This is a genomic window from Kitasatospora sp. NPDC054768 (assembly GCF_053612025.1).
The window spans coordinates 1-21,341 of the sequence record NZ_JBSHBN010000161.1; the positions used below are offsets into that span (position 1 = coordinate 1).

Genomic DNA, 21,341 nt, shown 5'->3' on the forward strand with positions numbered 1-21,341 from the left:
GCCGGATTCGCGCTCCTCCGCCACCGCATCCTCCTCGCCTGAATCACACTCGGTTACCACCGATTACGGGTCAGAGCCGTTCACTGGACAGACCCTCGGCGCCGGTCGTCACGGCGTGGTCGGTGACGCGGTCGGCGTGGACGGTCAGGATGTTGACCGCGACGTCGTGGGTCTGGTGGAGCCAGAGGTCTTGGAGGAGATCGTCAGCCATGGCCGTCCATGATCGCGGTTCCCGTGACGCTCCGTGGCTCTGGCACGGAAAGTGGCTCTGTCGCTGATTGAGGGGTGCGTGCCGACCGTGATCCGGTGGTGGGCATGACCTGGGCGTGATGGATGCGGTGCGTGTGGCGGACCTTCTCTTCCCGGGGATCGGGGTGTCCGCGTACTGATCTGAGTGCTCCAGTGCGTACGGACTTGTGTGCACCACTGACCCGTCTCAACGAGGTGTGAACGGCGTTGGCACCGCATAGGTTGGCTTGGGCAGCCAAGGGGCGGTGAGATCATCGGTCAGATGTCTGAAGAGTGCTCCTGTGGACCGTTCCACTCGCCGTAGTCTTGTGCCGTGGTCGACGAACACGGGGCACTCGACGCCTTCAAGAACCGATGCACGAATGCGGCGCGGAGGCTGGAGCCCTGCATTCGCTACTTCATCGAGCGCATCTCGTTGGACGAGTCCAACGAGGACCGCGAGGACAACACGCTGGACGTGTGGCTGCGCGTGGGGCCGTGGAAGCCCGATGTAGTGATCTCGCTGTCCGATCTCCGCTCGGTCCGCCCGTGGGGACCCGGCCTGTCCTCCACCTCCTTCGTCGACGGGATCTCCCTCGTCCATCTGCCGAAGCTGCCGTTGCCCTGGCCCGCCGAGGCGGTCGGCCGACTCGACCGCTCCGAGGACCTGCCCGAACTGGTCTGGCTGAGGATGACCGGACCGATCGAAGTCGACGCTGTGGCTGCGATGGTGACTGTTTACCAGGCCATGAGCGATGATGAGGCATCCGTGCTCCAGTGAGCCGGGGCAATCGCTCAGGCGACGTCGGTGTCTCGGTCGATGGCCTGGAGGCGGTTCTTGAGTCGGTAGCTGTTGCCGTTGATCGAGATCACGTCGCAGTGGTGGAGGAGCCGGTCGAGGATGGCGGTGGCGAGGACCTCGTCACCGAACACCTGTCCCCACTCAACTGGGGCTGGCACTTGTTCCTCTGGGTGAGAGTGCCCTGCGACCTGGGCGTTTCAGGGGTCGGGGCGTCTCTTTGATTGTCTTGCTGACAGCGTGGTTCTGTAGGCGCTACCTTCATTCGTCAGGTGCGAGGAAGGTGTGCCGGATGGTGGAGCCGCGTCTGCGGGTGATCGAGGGCCGGACGGTGCCCGAGGTGCCCGTTGCCTGGGATCCGTGGGAGTTCCAGGCCCTGTGCGTGGAGGCGTTTGTCGCCTCTTGGCGGGCCCGGGGGTTCAGCCCCGTGACGGTCGACAACGACATCGGCCTGCTGGAGCGGACGTTGAAGGCGCTGGGTCGGCCGGCGTGGGATGTCACGCCCGAAGACATCGACCGCGTGGTCGGCGGCTTGGCCGTGGAGGGGCGAGCGCCGTCCACCCGCCGCGGATACGTCCAGATCTTCAAGGGCTTCCACCGGTTCCTGCAGGCCCGCAAAGCTGTCGAGATTGAGGCCGCGTTCGGGGTCCGGCTGGTCTGCCCGGTCGACGAGTTCAACGCCTCGCGGCATGTCGGCGACGACTCCCCGGCCCTGATGCCGCCGCCGACCCCCGAGCGGGTCGAGGAGTTCTTCGACTTCCTCAAGGCCCGGATCGCCACCGCCCGCAAGTACGCGCCCGCCGCCCGCGACTACGCACTGTTCCGGACGCTGTATCACGCCGGCCTGCGTTCGGAGGAGGCCTCGCTCCTGGACCGCCCGGATGTGCACTTCGGCCGTGGCCCGTTCGGCAAGCTACACGTGCGCTTCGGCAAGGGCGCTCACACCTCCGGGCCCCGGCCGCGCTGGGTGCCCATGCTCGACCAGCTGGATCTGGTCCTGCGCTGGTTCCTCGACGATGTCCGCGGCAAGTTCCCCGACTCGCCCGCGCTGTTCGCCGATGAGTCGGGGGGCCACCTTCACCAGGGCACCGTCCGCAACCGCCTGCGCTATCTGATGGAGCTGGAGGGTCGTCCGGCCGCCGATCGGTTCAGCCCTCATGCTCTGCGGAGGGCCTGCGCGACTCACAACTACGAGCGCGGAGTGGACCTGGTGGCCATCCAGCAGCTACTCGGTCACTGGACGGTCAGTTCGACCATGAGATACGTCCGGCCCTCGGCCACGTTCATCGAGGACGCCTATCGACGCGCCGTGACCACCACGCTCGGCGAGCTCAGCGGAGAGGAACCCACGCCGTGAACATCAAGTGGAAGCTGCGGATGGCGGCCGCCCAGCGCGAGGTCTGGACCGGCGCCCAGCTGCGGCGGCTCCTGGCCGAGAGGGCCGGCCTGGAACTGTCCTCCGCCTCGGTGTCGGCCCTGTTCACCAAGGAACCCTCCCAGGTGAAGATGTCCACGCTCGCAGCGTTGTGCACCGCGCTGGAGTGCACCCCCAACGACCTGATCGAGGTCGACACCGCCCCCGTCGAACGCCCTGCGGCTCCTCCTCGACCGGCAGCAGATTTGCCCCGGGTCGCCTCGGCCCGGGGCCGGTCGATGCCGCCGATCTGACCGAAGGAGGTGCGGGCGAGGTATGGGCAAAAGGCAGCGGGACTGTGTCGGGTGCGGGGCGCCGGTTGGGTTCATCGACCGGCAGCACTGCTGCCGCTGCACGGCCCGGATGAAGGACGAGGCCGCCCGCGCGTCCTGCCCTGGCTGCGGGAGGTCACGCGTCCTGCAGGCCGAGACCGGACGGTGCATCACCTGCGCGCGGACCTGCGCGGGCTGCGGCCGCCCGGTCCGGTCACCGACCGCCAGCCACTGCGGGATCTGCCGACGCGAAGCGGACAGGCAGGCCGCGAAACGGGTCTGCCCGCGCTGCCAGCGGCCCGGCTTCCTGCAGACCGGCACCGGATGGTGCGGCCACTGCTCGCGCCAGCGGCAGACCAAGCAGCCACCGCAGCAGTGCGCCGCCTGCGGCCAGTTGCGGCGTCATGCCGGGCTCGGGCTGTGTTCAGCCTGTTGGCAAAAGCACCCCGACCGACCCTTCACCGCCGCCGAGAATCTGGCCGCGCGGCTCACCGAGCCCGCGCCCTGGCTGGCTGACTTCGCCGGCCATCTCGCCGAACGGCACTGCGTGAGCCGCGCCTGCACCATGATCAGCACACTGGGCAGGCTCCTGCAGGACGAACACCCCAACCACCCCCAGACACTGCTGGACCGCGCCCGTCGCCCCGGCCGCTCGATGGGCTCCCTCGCCCGCGCGCTCGAAGGCTTCTTCACCCAGCGCGGCCTCGCCCTTCCCACCGACCAAGCGCAACGGCTCGCCGCCGGACGCCGCCGACGCCGCATCGACGCCACCCCACTCCCGCTGCGACCGCAGGTCCAGGCGTTCGCCGAGTCCATGCTGCGAGCACGCGAGCGCGCCGTGAAAGCCGGCACCCTGCCGCGAACCGACAGCACCATCGAAGCGGCCCTGGCCATCGTCCGCGACCTCGCCCGCTTCCTGACCGGCACCCGCAACAAGCGGGACTGGGCACTGACCGATGTCCACGACATCGAGGCGTTCCTGGCGACCACGCCCAAGGCCCGCCAACGCCGACTGACCGTGCTGCGGCAGTACTTCCGCTTCGCCCGCTCCCGCAAGGTCGTACTCATCGACCCCACCCGGGGCGTGAAGGGCAAAGGCCCGTCGGGTTTCAGCGGCACCACCGTCGCCGTCGACCAGCAGCGGCAGCTGTTCCGCCGCTGGACCACCGGCACCGACGCGCACCCGCACGAGGCACTGCTCGGAATCCTGGCCCTCCTCCACGCGGCCTCCAGCAGCGAGGTCCGGCTCCTGCGCGTGGACGACCTCGACCCCGCCAACCGAACCATCCGTCTGGGTAAACGGCCGCATCCGGTGCCCATGGACCCGGCCAGCTGGTCGGTACTCCAACGCTGCCTGGCCCACCGCGCGGACCAGCACACCGACAACCCCCACGTGATCGTCACCCGGATCACCAGGACCGGCCGGGCACCGGCCTCGACCGCCTACGTCAGCCACCTCCTGGACCCCTGCGGCATCCCACCCCGAACCCTGCGAAGCACCCGACTCGCCGACCTCGTGAACACCCTCGATCCCAAGCTCGTCGCCGCAGCCCTCGGCATGGACCCCGAAGGCGTCATGATCTACCTCGCCGACCACGTCGACGCTGGCCGGCTCCCATAGCTCAGAGAAATTCTCCGAGGTTGGCAGTGTCTGACCGGCACAATGTCCAGGTGACCCTCTTCACCTGCGCGAACTGCGAGCACCCTCTCACCGGCGATCTACAGGAAGCACAGGCATCTCCGGGCAGGGATCACCTGTCCGACCACCGCATCGCCGACCCGCGGGTGACGCAGGGCACCTATGTGACCAGCTACGACGCCACGCTGTTCATCCTGCACCCTGACGACGTGCCGGGCACCGCTCTGCACCCCAACTCCAGGCGTCGCAACGGATGCTGCGGACTCGACGGCCAGGACGGCCCCAACCTCGTCTGTGCAAGCTGTGGTGCCGACATCGCCACCAAGGAATCGGACTGCTGGACCGACAACCTGGTAGCGCTGATAGCCGCCGCAGTTGTCCGCAGCACGGAATCTCCGTCCTGAACCCGTCGACTTTCGGCACCGCCTCGCACATGTTCGCCGGAACGTGTGCGCTTTGCTGAAGGTCTTGTTCGAGGTCAGGATGATCGAGCCCTTCTCATACCGCTTGGAGATCACCTGGAAGACCAGGTTCGCCTCGGCGCGTTCCAGGGGCTGGTAGCCGACCTCATCAACCACGAGGACGCTCGGCCGCAGGTAGGTGCGGAGCTTGCTGGCCAGCCGCCCGGCGGCCTCGGCGGCCTTGAGGTGGCGGACCATGTCGTCGAGGCTGGTGAAGTAGATCGAGTAGCCGGCCCGGCAGGCCGCGACCGCCAGAGCGACGGCCAGGTGGGTCTTCCCGACCCCGGGCGGCCCCAGCAGGGCAGCGTTCGCCTTGGCCTCGACGAACGACAGCGTGGCCAGGTCCTTGACCTTGCGCGGGTCGAGCTCGGGCTGGAAGGAGAAGTCGTAGTCCTCCAGAGTCTTGTGGTGCGGCAGCTTCGACAGCCGCAGGCCCTGGCGGAAGCGGCGGTCGTCGCGAACGGCCAGTTCCTCGGCGAGAAGGAGGTCGAGGAAGTCGAGGTAGCCCATCTTCGCCTCGTCCGCCCGCTGGGCGTACTGGTTCAGGCTCTCGGCGAGGTGGGGCAGGCCCAGCTTCACGGCCATGGTGCGGATGCGGTTGCTGACCAGCTGGCTCAACGGGCGTCCTTCTGGCTGGAGTTGGTGGTGAACGGACGGGTTCCGGTCAGCTCGTCATAGACCGACAGCGGTCGGCGGCCGACCTCGACGCGGGCGGCGGCGGCTCGGTTGAGCAGGGCCCGAAGCGGACCGGCATCCTCAGCAAGCGGCTGTTCGTGGCGGGGCCGGGGAACGATGTCCCCCGTCGTGACGCGCCTGGTGTCGCCCTTGGGCAGGCCGTCCCAGTGCCGCTCGTCGACGATGCGGGCGCCGCGGCCCACCGCCCGGGAGTGGACGGCCAGCAGGGTGCTGCCGGCCGAGTCGGGGACGGTGGAGTGCAGCACGACCTGGGACCTTGTGGCCCGGATTTCGACCAGCTGGCGGGGGCGGACCCGGCGGGCGGGGACCGAGTAGAGGTTGGCGTCGAAGGCGACCAGGCAGTCCTTGCCGACGTGCCGAAGGTGGCGTTGCGCGACCACGTAGGGCGTCCTGGGCAGTGGCCGCAGGGCCACGTGGTCGCGGATCGCGCGCAGGCCGATGACCTCGCCGTGGGTGCCGTGGACCCGCGCGCGCCGTAGTGGCACCCAGGCCGTGAACGCGGCGTCGAGTTCCTCAATGGAGGAGAAGGCCCGGCCGGCCAGGACGTGGTCGCGGACGATGAGCACCTGGCGCTCGACACGGCCCTTGCCCTGGGGCCGGTAGGCGGCGAGCACGTCGATGTCGAAGTCGTAGTGGCCGGCGAACGCGACCGCCTCGGGGTGGAGCGGGACCGCCTCGCCGGGGGCGACGTGCCGGCGGACGACGGTCTTGGTGCGGTCGTAGACGATGCTCATCGGCACACCGCCGAAGTGCGCGAACGCCTGCCGGTGGCAGTCGAAGAACGTCGCGAGGTCCTGGCTGGTGGTGAAGCAGCAGAACGGGTCGCGCGAGTACGACAGCGTCATGTGGAACGAGTAGACCTTCGGGATGCCGACGTGGGCGAGAACCCTGCCTTCATCGCCCCAGTCCACCTGCGCCTGCGCGCCGGGCACGACCTCGAAGCGGCGGTGCAGGCCCGCGAGTTCGCCCGGGTTGATACCGAGTTCCTCGGCGATCCGGGGCCGCGCTTCCTGCAAGTAGATCTCGATCCGCTGGTAGTTGATGGCGATCCCGTACTCCTGGACCAGCCGTTCGTGGATCACCGTCCCCTTGAGCAGGACCTCGGACCGCAGCATTGCGTCGATCAGCGGGGCGACCTCGTCGACCGTCCGCGGCCGGGGAAGGGCACCCGGTGCCCGCTGCGGAGGCGCGGCCGGGACCTGTCCGGACAGGTACTTCGCGACCGTGCGGCGGTTCAGCCCGGTCGCCTGCGCGATCTGCCGCTGACTCATCGCGCCGGAGTCGTACAGCGCGCGATATCGCCTCAACTCCAGCCAGCGATGCGGATCCAAGACCACTGCCGACCGCCTCCCTTGCCGTTAGAAACCGACGACAGCAGGCTCACGGACAACAGCAGGTCACCGCATCAACTCTGGTGCACAGTCACTCGTACGAGGTGGTGCATGTTGACTCGTACGCCGACACGGGGTGGAGGTCGAGGAGATGGTTCTCGGGGAAGACGAGGTTCGTCTCGCGGTGCGGTCGGCGGCGGCGGCCGCCTGCCCCGGGTGTGGGCGGATATCGTCGCGGCTGCACTGCTACTACAGGCGTCGTCTTGCGGATCGCCCGATAGCTGGCCGACGGGTGCGCCTGGAGCTGAGGGCGCGTCGTCTCGTGTGCGGGAACGACCGGTGCGGGCGGCGGACGTTCGCCGAGCAGATCCCGGCCCTGACGTCCCGGCACGCGCGCCGCACGACCGCGCTCACCGCTCAGCTCACCGACATCGCCCTGTTCCTGGGCGGACGAGCCGGAGCCCGGCTCTCCGGTCGTCTGGCCATCACCACCTGCCGCGACACCCTGCTTCGTCTCATCCGCGCGCTGCCCGTCCCGTCGCCGGGCCTCGTCCCACGTCTGGGAGTGGACGAGTTCGCCGTTCGCCGCGGTCACACCTACGCGACGGTCCTCGTGGACATGGACACCCGCCGCCCGGTCGACGTCCTCGCCGATCGCACCGCGAACACCTTCGCCACCTGGCTGCGCGACCACCCCGAAGTGCGGACGATCTGCCGTGACCGCGCCGGATCCTTCCGCGACGGTGCCCGAACGGGTGCGCCGCAGGCCCAACAGGTCGCCGACGCGTGGCATTTGCTGCACAACCTCGCCGAGGCCGTCGAACGTGTCGTCGGCCGTCACCGCGCCGACCTGCGCGAACCCCTCGCCCTCGGAGAAGAGCAGGACGACATGCCCCGCTCTGGGACTGCCGGCTCGAACGAGCTGGACGTCCACAGCCGGCCGCGGCACCGTCCTGCGCTTCGCCCGAGCCGCCGACGTGGAGCAACTCCTCGTCGCGGCGACCCACCGTCCCAGCGTGATCGACGACTACCGGCGCTACTTGCACCACCGGTGGATGGAAGGCTGCACCAACGCCTCCGCACTCACCCGCGAGATCCGGCAACTGGGCTACCGCGGTGACGTCAACACCGTTCAGCGCCATCTGCGGCTCTACCGAACCGGAGCAATCCCGACGGAGGCCCCACTGCCCCACCTGACCGTCCGCCGCGTCACCGACTGGATCATGCGCCGACCCGAGCGGCTCGACGACACCGAACGCAAGTGCCTCGACGAGCTGTGCAAACGCAGCCCGGCCCTGGCCACGACCACCCAGTACACCCGGCGCCTGGCCACCATGGTGCGCGAACGCCGCAGCGAGCACCTGGCCCTCGACGTCTGGCTCGCCGACGTCCGCCTCGACGGACAACCAGAACTCCGCACCCTGGCCGGCGGCATCCGACGCGACCACGCAGCCGTTCTCGCGGCCCTGAACACCACGCTCACCTCGGGAGCGGTCGAGGGCAACGTAACCAGGATCAAGCTGCTGAAGAGACAGATGTACGGCCGAGCCAACTTCGACCTCCTACGCCGCCGCATCCTCCTATCACCATGACCAACCAGCCAAGACCCCTCAATCAGCGACAGAGCCCGGAAAGTGATCCAGAACCTCATTTCACCCGTTGCCGACAGCCCGCCTGACAGCCCAGCGCACCCAGCCCGCGGGGCGCAGTCCGCGCGGGACCTTGAGAGATCCATGCGCGGGTGCTCGACAAGGCGACGCCTGCTGGGGTCGAGGCGGCCGAGGAGCAGGTGGTCATGCTGCCCATCCAAGGACCGATGAGGCGACCCGCGGGCCGATGACATGGCCGATACGTTCAAGTTGCTACCCCTCGAAGGGGCGATAAGGACCGCTTCGACCTGCCCGCAGTACGGGCCGACCTCCCGGATATTACCCCTCGAAGGGGAGATAGGGGCTCAGCCACCGGAAAACCGGTCGCCAACTCGGTGACGTTATTACCCCTCCAAGGAACAATGAACACCCGCGCCGCGCGCAACCATCAGTCACCACATAAGCCGCACTGGCACCCCTTGAAGGGAAGATGGGGAAGCCCTCAGGGTAAAGGGCGCTCCGGCATGGGTGCAGTAACTATTACATCTCGAAGGGGCGATGAGGGCCGACCGTGCTCTTACTTCTGCTCGCCGACGCCATGCCACCCCCCTCTAGAGAAGCGATCAGGACCCCGGAACAGTGGACATTGAAGCCGGTGCGAATGTTCTCCCCCTCAAGGGGCAATGAGGAGTCCCGCGGACCTGTCAAGGTCGGCGCCGGCTATATGTTGCGACCCCTCAAAGGGGCGAAGAGGGTCTCACGGTATGGCAGCAAGTAGTCGGCCAGATAGGGCCCACCGGGTCCCTCAGACCGCGTTTGAGATCTGCCATGGGACGATCGGTCGGTGACTCGACTCGTGAACCGTGACCGCTCCCTTGAGGAGCTTGAGCGCGACCGCTGGTCGGCCCCATCGGGCGGCGAAACGCGGATGATGGCGACCGTGCGCAAGCTTCGGCGCAAGCCGATCGGTGGCCTGACGGTCGAGGACATGCGGTTGCTGATCAGGCAAGACGTGGGCCTTGCCTATCTCCTGCCCCTGGCGGTGGAGGTCCTCCGGGTCGACCCACTGGCGGAAGGCGACATATACGAGGGCGACCTGCTGGCCGCCGTGCTCACCAGGAGTGCGGAGGACTGGAGCGAGTTCCCCGATCTCGGACGAGAGGTCCGCATGATCGCCTCGAAGTTGGCCAACGTGCCACCGGCCCTGAAACGCGAGATCGAGGGGTTCCTGACTCGGTAGCTCGGCGATAGCAGCTGCCGCTGGCGAGGGGTCGGCGGGCTCTCTACGAGGATTGCCGCACGAGCCGGCGTGGGCCGGGGCGCGTCGCAGCACGGCCCCGGGTGAGCCTGCGGGCCATGATGCCGACATGGCCCAGCGAATCACCGTCTCGGAGTGGGCGGGGCTGGTCTCGTAGTCCCGGGCGAGGCGCCGGTGGGCGGTGAGCCAAGAGGTTGGGTCGGCCGCGCGGCGAGGTGCCTGACTCGCAGGTCCTTTTCCGCGCGGCCTCCCGCCGAACCGGACATGACGGTTTCCCTGTCATCCGGCTCTCCAGTGATCACAGCGTGAGTGATCCTGCCGTTCGTGCCTGATGGATGCGGTCGTGGCAGGAAGCGCAGGCCACGAGGGTCTTGCGCCGCCGGTCGAGCATGACGCGCGCCCAGTCGGACGGCAGCCATCCGGCACGAGCGAGGTCGGCGAGGGCCCGGACGTGATGCACCTGGACATCACCGGTGGCCCCGCAGACCTCGCAGGTGTCCGCCAGGAGCCTGGTGATCAGCTCCTTCTGCGGATAGTCCACCCAGACAGGCCGACGGTCGACGACCTTCGCCGACCGCTGCTGCTGGAGTGGGATTCCGCCGAACCGCGCCACCAGCGGCTTCCTGTTCTTCCGCTCGATGCGGGCCTCGAAGCAGACTCGGGGCCCGTTGGGTGTGTCGATTCTGGCTTTGTGCTTGGCGGCCATCTTCGTCACGGTCGAACGGTGCTTGCCTGCAAGGGTTTTGAGCATGGAGGTCTCCATGACCCATTGCAGGCGGTGCAGCCGGAAGACGTCTCCGGCGAGCAGGTAGTACTGGACGATGCCCCGGTAGACGGCCCCGAACGTGGCGACGATCGCGTGATCGCTGCCGTTGGTCAGTTCCGTTCGCTTCGCGGGCTTGCCGCGGGCGAGGTAGGGCTCGCATTTGGCTTTGATCACGTCCCTTGGGACACGAAGGGCGATCTGGCCGTTGACCCTGCGGTAGCGGCCGATTTTCTTCGTGTCATTGTGCTGGGTCGTGATCTCGTAGCCGAGAAACCGTGCCGCCCGGGTGCGGGCGTGGGTGATCAGCGTCTTCTCCTGGGAGAGTTCCAGCTTGAGTTCGTCACGCAGGAACTGGGCCAGGCGGTGCTTGATCTGCTCGGCCTCGGCTTTCGGTCCGGTGAATCCGAGGAGGTGGTCGTCTGCGTAGCGGACATAGCGAAGCCTGCGATATGACGGATCGTTGGGATCCGCGCTCGGCAGGCTCACCATCCGTTGACGCAGTGTCCTGGCCTGGGCCCGGTCACCGCGCCGGCGGGCTTTCGCCAGCAGATTCTGCAACTCCAAATACGCGGGGTTTCTGACCCGGCGCTCTCCACGGGTGTACTCCGGGATCAGAACTGTCTCGACGAATTCGTCCAACATGTGCAGGTAGATGTTGGAAAGGATCGGGGAGGCCACTCCGCCTTGCGGTGCTCCGGAGAGCGTGGCTCCCCATTTCCAGTCCTCCAGGTATCCGGCATTGAGCATGTTGCGCACCAGCCGCAGGAACCGCTGGTCATGGATCTTCTCGCCGAGGATCGACAGCAGGACCTGGTGGTCCAGGCTGCCGAAGCAGTCGGCGATGTCCCCTTCGATGAACCAGGACGTCCCGGTCCAGGTGTGGGCCACCTCCCGCAGCGCGGTGTGGCAGCCCCTTCGGGGACGGAATCCATGCGATCGGTCGGAGAATGTCGGCTCGTAGTACGCCTCCAAGAGCAGGCGGACCACCTCGCCGACGAGCTTGTCCGACCAGGTCGGCAGCCCCAGCGGGCGCGTGCTCCCGTTCTTCTTCGGGATGTGCACGCGCCTGACCGGCCGGAAGCGGTAGCGCTCGTGGCGCATCGCCTCGATGATCCGGTCGATCTTCCGCTGGGACATGCCGTCCACGGTTTCCGGCGTGGCCCCGGGCGTCATCGCGCCGTGGTTGGCGTAGATGCGGCCGTAGGCCCGCAGATACAACTGCGGGTTGAACAGCTGTCGATACAGTTCATTGCACGGCAGGCGGCGCCTGCCGCGTTCACGCAGGACACCCAGCACCGTTGCGGCGCTCTGCATTTCGCATACCTCCCCATATCCGGGTGTCCGAATCACCCGGCCCCCTTCACCCTGCGGACGGCTTTCCCGTCCTCCCCGGCCGGGCGTGACTCCGGCGACTACTACGGGGCCTCCGTCGCCATAGGACTCGCGTCCCGTAGGCGATCCCACGTTCGTCTCTGTCTGTACGTTCTAGCGCGACTTAGGCGTCCCACTTATCTCCTTGAATGTCCTCGCTGGACATCGCTCCGAACCCCGGAAGTTGCACCAGTTGTCACATTCGAAACCGGTGCAGGGTCGGCGTCGGTTTCAGCTGTCTTTCCGACGGATGGGAACTTGCACCTTCTGGAGATTGGGCTTCAAACAATCCAGTCTTCGCCATATCGCGCGGGCCGCCCGGCACACCGTCCCTGACAACTGGACCCGGTCACCGGTTTCCTGACATGCTCTTGTCCCCTTCACCTTTCGGATCCAGGTGAGTCATTCGGCCCAGGAACCTCCTTCCGAGTTCCTCCCGGCTGAGCCGGGGATACAAACAGAGCGCCTCGTGGCGCACAAGGTCCGCTCTACCGCCCACCGCTTGGGCTGGACCTGGAAGCCGCGCTGGTCCGGGTCTTTGCGGACGATCTCCAGGTCGCGGCCGAGAATCTGGGCGGTCCACTCGACCAGGCGGCCGGCGAAGCCCTGGTCGGCCCAGACCTTCCGGACGCCGGGATGGTCGAGCCTGGTCCACAGCAGCGGCCGCTTCGCGCCGTCACGGTCCTGCATGCTCGCCGCAACGACGTAGACGGCCAGGAGCAGGCCGAGGGTGTCGGTGACGATGAACCTCTTGCGCCCCTTCACCTTCTTGCCCGCATCGAAGCCCCTGGTGCCCGCAGGGACGGTGTCGGCGGTGCGGACGGACTGCGAGTCGATCAGCCCGGCGCTCGGCTCCACATCGCGGCCGTCGGCTTCACGGACCTTGCCGCGCAGAGCGTCATGGATGCGCTCGACGGTGCCATCGTCGTGCCACCAGGTGAAGTACCAGTACACCGTCGGCCACAGCGCGAAGTCCTTCGGCAGCTGCCGCCAGGCGCAGCCGGTTCGCACGACGTAGAAGATCGCGTCCACGATCCGCCGCCGCGGATGCTTCTCCCGCCGGCCACCCTTCGGACCCACCCGCGCCGGCGGCAGCAATGGCTCGACCAGCGCCCACTGCTCATCCGTCATGTCCGACGGATACCCACCCCGAACACCGCTCACGGTGAGCTCAACGAACCCTTCAGCAACGGGACACGGCAGTTCTCAAACACGGTCTCAGCTTGACTCTGTCGGGGATCTTGGTTGCTTCCGTGTCAGCTGACGGCTCGCCAGGAACGTAGGCGCGAGATGCCCTGCTGGTCGAGGTGTGTCTGGAAGGCTGTCGGCGGTCGTGGGGGCGCGCCTTCGTCGGGGGCCTGCTTGCTGAGGCGTTCGATGTTGACGGCGATGGCGGTGAGGACGTGCTGTAGGTGTGCCTTGGCCTGCCCGCGGTAGCGGCAGTGGCGCATGCCATGGCCGTGGGCGAACTCGCAGATGGTGCCCTCGATGCCGGAACGGACCGCATATCGCTTGTGCCAGGCCGGATCCTGCTGGTCGGCACGGTTGCGCAGTTGCAGTTCGAGCAGCTCACGCGGAGGGAAGCCCACGGAGCGGTGGGCGTCGCGGGAACTGGTGCACTTGGCCCGGACCGGGCAGGGCTGGCACTGGCCCTTGGTGAAGCGGGCGATGATCAGTGGAGCGGCGGTCGGTGAGGAGGTCGGGTAGGGGCCGTGCCAGCCGGCGCTGACCTGGCCCTGCGGGCAGGTGACCTCCTTGCGGTCGAAGTCGATGCGGAAGTCGTCGCGGGCGAAGCCCTCGCCGCGGCGGTGCTGGCGGGTGGGGTTGCCGGGCAGCGGTCCGACAACGGTCACACGGTGTTCGCGCTGAGCCTGTTCCAGGTGGGGCAGGGAGGTGTAGCCGCCGTCGACGAGGTGCTCGTCGGGCAGCAGGCTTCGCCGTTCCAGCCGGGTGTGGATGCCGGGCAGGACCTCGGTGTCGGCGCTGGTGGCCGGCATGGTGGCCACGTCGGTGATCACGTTGGGTCCGTCGCCGGAGCAGGTCTCGGTCACGTGGGCGAGGAATCCCGTCCAGCGGGTGACCTGCCCGCGGCGTGCGTAGCGGGCCGTCGGGTCGTAGGGGGAGACGATCCGGTTGGCCGAGGGCGGCAGGCCGCTGCCGTCGTTCTCGTCGCGCCAGCGCAGGCGCCCGGCGGGGTCCCAGTAGTAGTTCTGCACCAGGATTTGCCGCAGGACCTGGACTTGGGGCCTGCCAAGCAGGGACGGGTGATTGTGCCCGAGGTGTTCGAGCAGGCGGCGGGCGTCGTCGCCGGTGGTGTTGATCCGGGTCTTGGGCCGGGTGGGGTTCTTGCCCAGGCGAACCGGTCGGCCGTAGCGGCGGCCCCAGTCCTCGCCGACCAGGCTGTCCAGCGCGTGGCCGGTGGTGCGGGCGAGTTCTTCCAGGGCTGCGCGCACGGCCTCGGTGACCAGTTCGAGGCGGGTCAGGTCGCGGACGGTGGCCAGGACGTGGGTGGAGTCGGTGCGCTGGGTGGTGCGCTCGCGGACCAGTCCGGCCTCTTTCAGGCGGGTCAGGGCGAGGTCGAGGAGGCGGTCCGCCCGGCCGTCCTGGAGCAGGCGGTCGCGGAAGTCGGTCAGCACGCTGTGGTGGAAGCCGGGGTCGTCGAGTTCGAGGCCGAGTGAGTATTTGAAGTCGATGCGGCAGCGCACGGCCTCGGCGGCATCACGGTCGGACAGGCCCAGCAGGAACTGCAGCACGCTCACCGTCGCCAACTGGGCCGGCGAGAGCCCGGGCCTGCCGTCGCGCGGGTACCAGTCGGCGAAGTCCTCGTCCCGCCACAGGCCGTCGAGACGGTCGCGCACCCACATCGCCGTCGTACCACCGGGGTTGCTGGCCCGCGCCATCCGTGCCGTCAACTCCGGGACCTCGGCACCCGAACAGGGACGGACCGACATCTCGGACTCCTCGGAAATCTCGCGATCATCGTGCACCCGCGAGACTGGCGCACCACCATGATCACCCGCAGCCGAACACCAAGATCCCCGACAGAGTCAAGCTCAGAGAGGCTATGAGGACGGGACAACCGGACGATCCTGCGCACCACCTCACCGTGGTTGGTCCCCCTCGAAGGGGCGATGAGGGTGAGGGTCAGGCGGAAACACCACGCCAGTGCAGGACACGTTGGCACCCCTCAGAGGGATCATTAGGACCGCGCTTTCGCACGGCCGTGCGCAGCACCACGGCGTGTTGGTGTCTCTCAGAAGGTGGGATTTACCACGGAGTCAACAAGCCTGAGGACTTGCTGGATACGTTCAAGTTGCTACCCCTCGGAGGGGCGGTACATCCGTCGGTCCAGCGGCGTCTAATCAGACCGCGACACAGTTGCGACCTCTCACAGAGGCCACCAACTGTACTTCAATGGAAGCACTTTGGGCATGCGCCATGGCCCGTCGTGTGTGGTGGTCTGATTTGCGCTCAGTCCGACGGGCTGGGTAGCATCCCGGACCATCAACCACTTCAAGTGATCACTTGACTACTTGAAGTGATGTCCGGGATGGGCTGTGATCTGGGGACCACGCTGCCATCCGCCACTGACAACGGCGCCGTTGAGCGTCCGGTGGACTGACCAAGGGGGGCACCGTCTGTGCGCCTGCGTTTGACGATTCACACCGCCGCCCGCCGGATCCCGTGGGGTGAGGTCCTGGCCCCGGGGCGCGGGCTGGTGTACGACCTGCTCAGCAGGGCGGCACCCGAGCTTGGCCAGGTCCTGCACGCCGAGGGCTGGGGCCCGTTCGGAATGGTGCCGTTCGGCTACTCGGGCCCGGTCTTCCCCACAGCCGGCCGTTCCGGCGCTGCCGGGCTGCCGTCAACCGGCACGGGCCTGCTCGAAGTCGGATCCCCCGTGTCCGCGGTGGCGGAGGGCATCCGGGCGGGCCTGGACCGGCTGCCCGTCATCGCCTGGGGGGCCACCGCGTTTCACGTGACCGGCGTGGAGGAAGTACCGGCACCGGACTTCGCGGACGGCATCGCGCTGCTGCGGACCGTGACGCCGACGGTCATGAAGGGTGGCGGGTTCAACGCCACAAAAAACCGTGCGGCCCGGGCCACGCCGGGGCAGGCACGGCAGGGCTGGCTGTTGCCGGGCGAGGTCAGCTGGGACGCCTACACGGCGCAGAACCTGGTCCGTAAGGCGCGGACACTCGATCTGCCCGACGGGGTGCGGCTTGACGCGGTCACGTGGGTGGGGCCGCGGGCGTCGTTCGTGACCAGCGGGGGCGGGAACCGCGGCGGCAAGCCGGGGGCGCACGTGGAGGTGCGGGTCGCGGGTGATCCGGTGACGCTGCGGGCACTGTGGGCGTGGGGGATCGGGCAGGCGAACTCCAGCGGCTTCGGCTGGGTCCGCGCCGTTGAGGAGGCCCGCGGATGACCGGCGTGGCCGTGTCCGACCTCGGGCAGAAGAGCTTGGTTCTGACGCCACATCCGTTGCAGCGCATTGGGGCGTTCGCGGTTGCCGCCTTAGCGGGGGCGGGGACGCCGGAGGGGGTGGCGCCGGCGGGCTTTGACGGGGTCGTCGACCGGATGGTCGAGGACCTGACCGCCGCCGCGCGGGTTCCGAAGGGCGAGCCGGGCTGGTACCTGCTGGGGGTCTCCTATCTATTGTGGCCGAATTCGGCGGTCAACCATCCGTCGAACCGCAAGCGGGAGCCCGAGGAGATCCGGGAGCGGATCAAGGCGTGGCGCTCCCCGAAGCCCGTCGACCAGCGGCCGCAGGCGCCGTGCAGCTTGTGCGGGCGCCCGGCTGCTGGCTGGTACGGCAAGCTCGACATCCCGCTGGGGGCGTCGGTCGACCAGCGCAACACCACGGTCGTCGGGCATCAGGGCACCCCGCTCTGCTTTCCGTGCGTCACCTGCTTCCATGCACTGCCATACGCGTGCGCGGCCGGTGGCGGCCTGCTGTCCGGTGTCTTCAGCTGGGACGACGCCTTCCTGGCCCGGGCCACGGGCCGGGAGGTGCAGCGCAACCAGGCGGCCATCGCGAGCGCCGGAGGGCTCGCCCGCAGCGGCGGGGCGTTCGTCCCCGAGTTCGGGGCGCTGCGGGCGTTGCGGCACTGGCCGTACCGGGTGACGGACGGCGTCGAGGTGTACGCGTTCAGCAACAACAACCAGGACCAGAAGATCCGTTCGGACAAGGCCGAGCAGCCGCTCGCGGAGTGGCTGCGTACGACGCTGCGCGACGACGGGAGGCGTGCAGGGTTTCGGCACCTGGCGCGGGCGCAGGCGACGGCGAAGGTCGGCGGGCTGCGGATGCTGGCCTGGCGGGCTTTCAACCATCCCGAGCGTGTCGCGTCGGCGGCCGTGGCGTGGCTCAAGGACCGCAGTGAGGACGGGGTCCTGCCGGCCGCCACCCGTGAGCTGGTCCCGCTCATCCGCTCCTACATCACGGAGGTGCTCCTCACCATGCACGAGAAGGACGTCGGTCACGTCAGCAGCGTCGCCGGGCGCATCGCCACCGTCCTGGCCGAGGCAGGGACTCTCAAGTCCTTCCAAGTGGCCACCCGCAAGCCCGGCGACCTGAGGGCGTGGCTGAAGAAGGAGGCGACCGCCTGGACGCTGGACAAACAGCGGCAGGGCACGTTCGTGTCCACCACGGAGTGGCGGGTGCTGTTCGACCAGGGCCAGACCAGCTGGTCGGCACGGGACCTGCTGTACATCTGCGTCCTCGAGCACCTCGCCGCGCGGGACACCGCGATCGCGGTGGGCGAGGACGAGGAGTTCGACGACACCGACTTCACCACCCTCGACCAGGAGGAGAACTGACATGACCTACCTCAGCGGCAGGATCGCCCTGGACATCCAGGCCGGTGCGCCCAACAACGGCCGCGCGACGGCGGACCAGGGGAACATCTCACCGGTCAAGCAGATGCGGGGCCCTGGCGGTATCTACCCGTACATCTCCGCGCAGGCCCTGCGGCGGTGGCAGCGGGACAACCTGCCGTCCTCGGAGACCCCGTCGCCGGTGATCCGCACCGGCAAGGACAAGGGCACCAACCAGCAGGCCTACACCTCGGGCCGGCCCGACCTGTACCTGGACGACGACGCGTTCGGCTACATGGCCGCCGTGAAGTCGGCGACGTTCATGCGCGAGACCGTGCTGGCGACCGGCACCCTGGTGTCCGTCCTGCCGACCCGGCCGACCCACGACTTCGGCACCATGAGCCGGGGGTTCGACACCGGCGCGAATCCGCTCATCCACGAGCACGAGTTCTACACCGGTGTCCTGGCGGGCGACCTGAGCCTGGACCTTGCCCGGCTCGGCTACTTCGAGCAGACCGGAATTCGCCAGCGCTCCCTGCCCGACGACGCCGAAGCCGGGCTGGTGGCCGGTGGCGCCGTCCGGCACAGTCTGCGGGGCACCACCGGGATCCTGCTGGCCATCGAGGAGCGCCGCCGCCGCGCCGCGGTGCTGCTGCGCACGATCGCGGCGACGCAGGGCGGTGCGAAGAACGCCTCCCACTACGGGGACCGCACCCCCGCGCTGATCCTGCTCGCCCCTCTCAAGGGCGGCAACCAGCCGTTCAGCCGGATCCTCGCCGCCGTCGACGGACAGGTCCGCTTCGACGCCGACACCGTGCGGGAGGAACTCGGCGCCTGGGCCGACGAGATCGACGGCACGGTGACGCTCGGCTGGGCGCCCGGGTTCCTCGGCGACCAGCGCGACCAGGCCAGCGACCAGCTGAAGGACCTTGTTGAAGCCGGCGAGCTGACCATCGGGCACCCGCGCACCGTCCTCGGAGCCCTCGCCGACGCGATCCAGGACGGCGGCCACGACGACTGGTTCGGCGACCCGCGCGACTGAACAACCGCCGGTCTGGCCGGCCAGACACCACCGCCCCTGGGAGGGGTACGAACGCCCCCGCCGAATCCCCGAGGACACCATGGCCGTCGAAGCACTCGAGATCACCGTCACCGCGCCCGTCGCCAGCTTCCGCAACCCCCTTTACCACGGGGTCCAGGTCGGACTTCCCTGCCCGCCCCCGAGCACTGTCGGCGGTCTGCTGGCCGCCGCCGCGGGTGGCTGGGAGCACGTCCCCGTCCGCACCCGCTTCGCCATGGTCTTCCACGCCGCAGGACACGGTACGGACCTCGAGACGTACCACCCCATCGTCCCCGGCACGGTCCAGCCGCCGACCACCATCAAGGAGCGCGACTTCCTCGCGTTCACCAACCTCACCCTCTGGCTCACCGAGGACCTCGACCTGTGGGAGAACGCGATCCGCCGGCCCGTATGGCTCCTGCGCCTGGGCCGCAGCCAGGACCTGGCCGCCGCCCGCACCGAACGGACCGCCCTCTCCGAACGGCCCGGCGCCCAAGGGCATGCCGTCGTTCCCGCCGACCAGACTGGATCCGGCTCGCTCCTGCAACTGCCCACCGCCCTGTCCGCTGACCGGCAACGGACCATCTGGGACACCTACCGCTACGCCGCCAACGGCAGCCCCGCCACCTTGGAGACCGGCCTGCGCACCGACAGCGGCCAGGCCGTCGTCCTGCTGTCCCCGGTCCACCCCGCCCAGCTCGCGGCCTGAAAGGAGCCCGGTCCCGTGAACGGAAGCCATTCCCACGACGGCCCCGACCTGCCCCGGATCTGGGCCAAGAGCCCCCGAAGGCCAGGAGAGCCCGGCGAAACCCTGACCACCCACTCGTCCAGGACCCTCGAGGGCGGCGCAGCCCTGGAGCAGCGGGTGGGCCGCATCCCCGGTACTTCCGGCGCGTTCTGGTGGGTGGTCAAACTCGCCTGCCTGCTGCACGACGCCGGAAAGGTGTGCGGCGGGGCGCAGCGGATGTTCGGCAACGGGCCGGGCGGGGCGCGGCCCTGGGGTGAGCGGCATGAGGTCTACTCGCTCGGGTTCGTCGCCGCGCTTCTCGACGGCCTTCCGCGGGAGGATGTGCTGGCTGTTGCCGCGGGTGTTGCCACGCATCACCGCTCGATCACCGAGCCCGGTGCGGCGAAGAAGCCGTCGCTCATCGCCCTGTACGGGTTGGAGAAGGACTCTGCGCGTTTCGCCGCGCGTTTCGAGCCCGTCGATCCGGGCGACGTCCGGGACCTGCTGGCCTGGTACCACCGCGCCGCCATCGCCGCGGGCCTCCTCAAGCCCGGTCCCGTGCCTCAGGGGAACCCGCGGCGCCTGGCCTCGGGCGCGCACCGCCTGCTCGACAGTCTGTTCGAGCAGTGGGAGTGGCCGGTGGACGGCGCCGGCCCCGGACGCTCCGCCGTCCTCGTCCAAGGCGCCGTCACCCTCGCCGACCACCTCTCCTCCTCCGGACGTTTCCTGCACCGCAGGCACCCTCTCACCCCGGCGTTCCGTCACGACCTCGAACAACGGCTGGTACAGGACGGCTTCGAGCTTCGGCCCCATCAGATCCAGGCTGGGGCGACCAGTGGCCACATGCTGCTGCGCGCCTGGACCGGCGCCGGCAAGACGGAGGCGGCGCTGCTCTGGGCGCTGGAGCAACTGCGCGAGATGACGGCCGCGGACCAGGGCACCCCCCGTGTCTTCTACACGCTGCCCTATCTGGCATCGATCAACACGATGGTCCAGCGCCTGCAGCGGGACCTGAAGGCCCCCGGCCGGATCGGCGTCGCCCACTCGAGAGCCGCCTCCTTCCACCTGGCCCAGGCCCTGCAGGACTCCTGCGCCACGGCCGACGGCGATACGGACACGGTCGCCGAGGCCCGCAAGGCGGTCAGCCGCTCCGAAGCCACGAGACTGTTCAGGGAGTTGCTGCGCGTCGGCACGCCCTACCAGCTCCTGCGCGGGGCCCTGGCGGGCCCGGCGAACGCCGGTGTGCTGGTCGACGCCTGCAACAGCGTGTTCATCCTCGACGAACTCCACGCGTATGACACCCGCCGCGTCGGCATGATCCTCGCCATGATGACGTGGTGGGAGGAGGCTGGCGGCCGGATCGCGATCCTCTCCGCCACCCTGCCCACCGCTCTCGAGCAGGCCGTCACCAACGCGCTGCGGCAGCCGGTGAACCCCGTCCAACCGCCCGTCGGCACGGTGTTCCCCGTGCGGCACCGCATCGGCGTCCGGCAGAACGGCCTGCTCGCCAACGAGTCGGTCGAGGAGATAAGGGAGCGACTCCGGGCCGGCGAAGCCGTCCTCGTCGTGGCCAACAACGTCAGAACGGCCCGCACCGCCTACCGCGAACTGAGCCCGCTCGCGCGCGAACTCCACGGCCCCCGGGGCGCCCTGCTCCTGCACTCCCGCTTCCGCCGCTGCGACCGCAACACCATCGAACAGCACATCGCCGCCCGATACCGGACAGGCAACACACCCCGCGTCGGCGGGCTTCTGGTGGCGACCCAGACGGTCGAGGTCAGCCTCGACGTCGACTTCACCAGCATCCACACCGCCTGCGCACCCCTAGTGAGCTGGTCCGGAGATTCTTGAGCAGTAGCGGCAGATTCGGTCGATGATCTGGTCGGCGGTCTTGGTCCACTTGAATGGGTGGGCGCTGT

General features: G+C 68.7%; 17 protein-coding genes and 2 pseudogenes. 12 read left to right on the top strand and 7 right to left on the bottom strand.

Annotated features, from left to right (window positions below; all coding sequences use genetic code 11):
- Positions 1 to 70: 70 nt before the first annotated feature.
- Positions 71 to 211: a hypothetical protein gene (locus tag ACWGKU_RS33540; protein ID WP_452180353.1), complete on the bottom strand. Its 141-nt coding sequence runs from the start codon at positions 209 to 211 to the stop codon at positions 71 to 73.
- A gap of 351 nt (positions 212 to 562) precedes the next feature.
- On the opposite strand from ACWGKU_RS33540, the gene ACWGKU_RS33545 reads away from it, so the two are divergent.
- On the top strand, positions 563 to 1,009 hold the full coding sequence (locus ACWGKU_RS33545) for a hypothetical protein (RefSeq protein WP_391495507.1): 447 nt from the start codon (positions 563 to 565) through the stop codon (positions 1,007 to 1,009).
- Positions 1,010 to 1,023: 14 nt separating this feature from the next.
- Here the strand turns inward: ACWGKU_RS33545 and ACWGKU_RS33550 are convergent.
- A pseudogene (locus ACWGKU_RS33550) lies at positions 1,024 to 1,173 on the bottom strand (ATP-binding protein); the annotation flags it as partial.
- Positions 1,174 to 1,319: 146 nt separating this feature from the next.
- Between ACWGKU_RS33550 and ACWGKU_RS33555 the strand changes: the two are divergent.
- The 3 genes from ACWGKU_RS33555 to ACWGKU_RS33565 all read left to right on the top strand — a co-directional run bounded on the left by ACWGKU_RS33555 (position 1,320) and on the right by ACWGKU_RS33565 (position 4,334).
- On the top strand, positions 1,320 to 2,384 hold the full coding sequence (locus ACWGKU_RS33555) for a tyrosine-type recombinase/integrase (RefSeq protein ID WP_452180354.1): 1,065 nt from the start codon (positions 1,320 to 1,322) through the stop codon (positions 2,382 to 2,384).
- On the top strand, positions 2,381 to 2,695 hold the full coding sequence (locus ACWGKU_RS33560) for a helix-turn-helix domain-containing protein (RefSeq protein WP_452180355.1): 315 nt from the start codon (positions 2,381 to 2,383) through the stop codon (positions 2,693 to 2,695). Before ACWGKU_RS33555 ends, ACWGKU_RS33560 begins: the two co-directional genes overlap by 4 nt.
- Before the next feature lie 583 nt (positions 2,696 to 3,278).
- The gene (locus ACWGKU_RS33565; RefSeq protein WP_452180356.1) at positions 3,279 to 4,334 is read left to right on the top strand and encodes a tyrosine-type recombinase/integrase; all 1,056 of its coding nucleotides are present in this window, start codon (positions 3,279 to 3,281) and stop codon (positions 4,332 to 4,334) included.
- A gap of 473 nt (positions 4,335 to 4,807) precedes the next feature.
- Here the strand turns inward: ACWGKU_RS33565 and istB are convergent.
- Both istB and istA read right to left on the bottom strand, forming a co-directional pair.
- A pseudogene (gene istB, locus ACWGKU_RS33570) lies at positions 4,808 to 5,431 on the bottom strand (IS21-like element helper ATPase IstB); the annotation flags it as partial.
- Positions 5,428 to 6,846, bottom strand: a complete 1,419-nt coding sequence (istA, locus tag ACWGKU_RS33575) for an IS21 family transposase (RefSeq protein WP_452191678.1) — start codon at positions 6,844 to 6,846, stop codon at positions 5,428 to 5,430. The pseudogene istB and the gene istA, both read right to left, overlap by 4 nt.
- A 145-nt stretch (positions 6,847 to 6,991) precedes the next feature.
- Between istA and ACWGKU_RS33580 the strand changes: the two genes are divergently transcribed.
- From ACWGKU_RS33580 to ACWGKU_RS33590, 3 genes are all read left to right on the top strand, one after another.
- Positions 6,992 to 7,960, top strand: a complete 969-nt coding sequence (locus ACWGKU_RS33580; RefSeq protein ID WP_452180368.1) for an ISL3 family transposase — start codon at positions 6,992 to 6,994, stop codon at positions 7,958 to 7,960.
- A complete protein-coding gene (locus tag ACWGKU_RS33585; RefSeq protein ID WP_452180358.1) occupies positions 7,857 to 8,432 on the top strand; it encodes an ISL3 family transposase in 576 nt (191 codons plus the stop codon). Before ACWGKU_RS33580 ends, ACWGKU_RS33585 begins: the two co-directional genes overlap by 104 nt.
- An 841-nt stretch (positions 8,433 to 9,273) precedes the next feature.
- Complete coding sequence (locus ACWGKU_RS33590) at positions 9,274 to 9,669, top strand: contact-dependent growth inhibition system immunity protein (protein ID WP_452180359.1); 396 nt, start codon at positions 9,274 to 9,276, stop codon at positions 9,667 to 9,669.
- Between the two features lie 316 nt (positions 9,670 to 9,985).
- Here the strand turns inward: ACWGKU_RS33590 and ACWGKU_RS33595 are convergent, their stop codons facing one another.
- The 3 genes from ACWGKU_RS33595 to ACWGKU_RS33605 all read right to left on the bottom strand — a co-directional run bounded on the left by ACWGKU_RS33595 (position 9,986) and on the right by ACWGKU_RS33605 (position 14,775).
- Positions 9,986 to 11,767: a reverse transcriptase domain-containing protein gene (locus ACWGKU_RS33595; RefSeq protein ID WP_452180360.1), complete on the bottom strand. Its 1,782-nt coding sequence runs from the start codon at positions 11,765 to 11,767 to the stop codon at positions 9,986 to 9,988.
- A 459-nt stretch (positions 11,768 to 12,226) separates the two neighbouring features.
- Positions 12,227 to 12,955: an IS5 family transposase gene (locus ACWGKU_RS33600; protein WP_452180361.1), complete on the bottom strand. Its 729-nt coding sequence runs from the start codon at positions 12,953 to 12,955 to the stop codon at positions 12,227 to 12,229.
- 125 nt (positions 12,956 to 13,080) lie between these two features.
- On the bottom strand, positions 13,081 to 14,775 hold the full coding sequence (locus tag ACWGKU_RS33605) for an IS1182 family transposase (protein ID WP_452180362.1): 1,695 nt from the start codon (positions 14,773 to 14,775) through the stop codon (positions 13,081 to 13,083).
- Between the two features lie 767 nt (positions 14,776 to 15,542).
- On the opposite strand from ACWGKU_RS33605, the gene ACWGKU_RS33610 reads away from it, so the two are divergent.
- From ACWGKU_RS33610 to cas3, 5 genes are all read left to right on the top strand, one after another.
- The gene (locus tag ACWGKU_RS33610) at positions 15,543 to 16,247 is read left to right on the top strand and encodes a hypothetical protein (RefSeq protein WP_452180363.1); all 705 of its coding nucleotides are present in this window, start codon (positions 15,543 to 15,545) and stop codon (positions 16,245 to 16,247) included.
- On the top strand, positions 16,244 to 17,638 hold the full coding sequence (locus tag ACWGKU_RS33615) for a hypothetical protein (RefSeq protein WP_452180364.1): 1,395 nt from the start codon (positions 16,244 to 16,246) through the stop codon (positions 17,636 to 17,638). Before ACWGKU_RS33610 ends, ACWGKU_RS33615 begins: the two co-directional genes overlap by 4 nt.
- A gap of 1 nt (position 17,639) precedes the next feature.
- Positions 17,640 to 18,677, top strand: a complete 1,038-nt coding sequence (gene cas7i, locus ACWGKU_RS33620; RefSeq protein ID WP_452180365.1) for a type I-B CRISPR-associated protein Cas7/Cst2/DevR — start codon at positions 17,640 to 17,642, stop codon at positions 18,675 to 18,677.
- A 79-nt stretch (positions 18,678 to 18,756) separates the two neighbouring features.
- Positions 18,757 to 19,404 (top strand): CRISPR-associated protein Cas5, encoded by a 648-nt coding sequence (gene cas5 / locus ACWGKU_RS33625; RefSeq protein WP_452180366.1) that lies wholly within the window; start codon positions 18,757 to 18,759, stop codon positions 19,402 to 19,404.
- A 15-nt stretch (positions 19,405 to 19,419) separates the two neighbouring features.
- Positions 19,420 to 21,273, top strand: coding sequence for a CRISPR-associated helicase Cas3' (gene cas3, locus ACWGKU_RS33630; RefSeq protein ID WP_452180367.1), 1,854 nt, complete (start codon positions 19,420 to 19,422; stop codon positions 21,271 to 21,273).
- The last annotated feature ends 68 nt before the right edge of the window (positions 21,274 to 21,341 follow it).

Excerpts from the sequence above, each read along its gene's own strand:
- ACWGKU_RS33540 (WP_452180353.1), bottom strand. The coding sequence starts at position 211 with ATGGCTGACGATCTCCTCCAAGACCTCTGGCTCCACCAGACCCACGAC.
- ACWGKU_RS33555 (WP_452180354.1), top strand. The coding sequence starts at position 1,320 with ATGGTGGAGCCGCGTCTGCGGGTGATCGAGGGCCGGACGGTGCCCGAG.
- ACWGKU_RS33565 (WP_452180356.1), top strand. The coding sequence starts at position 3,279 with ATGATCAGCACACTGGGCAGGCTCCTGCAGGACGAACACCCCAACCAC.
- ACWGKU_RS33580 (WP_452180368.1), top strand. The coding sequence starts at position 6,992 with ATGGTTCTCGGGGAAGACGAGGTTCGTCTCGCGGTGCGGTCGGCGGCG.
- ACWGKU_RS33595 (WP_452180360.1), bottom strand. The coding sequence starts at position 11,767 with ATGCAGAGCGCCGCAACGGTGCTGGGTGTCCTGCGTGAACGCGGCAGG.
- ACWGKU_RS33600 (WP_452180361.1), bottom strand. The coding sequence starts at position 12,955 with ATGACGGATGAGCAGTGGGCGCTGGTCGAGCCATTGCTGCCGCCGGCG.
- ACWGKU_RS33605 (WP_452180362.1), bottom strand. The coding sequence starts at position 14,775 with ATGTCGGTCCGTCCCTGTTCGGGTGCCGAGGTCCCGGAGTTGACGGCA.
- ACWGKU_RS33615 (WP_452180364.1), top strand. The coding sequence starts at position 16,244 with ATGACCGGCGTGGCCGTGTCCGACCTCGGGCAGAAGAGCTTGGTTCTG.
- cas7i (WP_452180365.1), top strand. The coding sequence starts at position 17,640 with ATGACCTACCTCAGCGGCAGGATCGCCCTGGACATCCAGGCCGGTGCG.
- cas5 (WP_452180366.1), top strand. The coding sequence starts at position 18,757 with ATGGCCGTCGAAGCACTCGAGATCACCGTCACCGCGCCCGTCGCCAGC.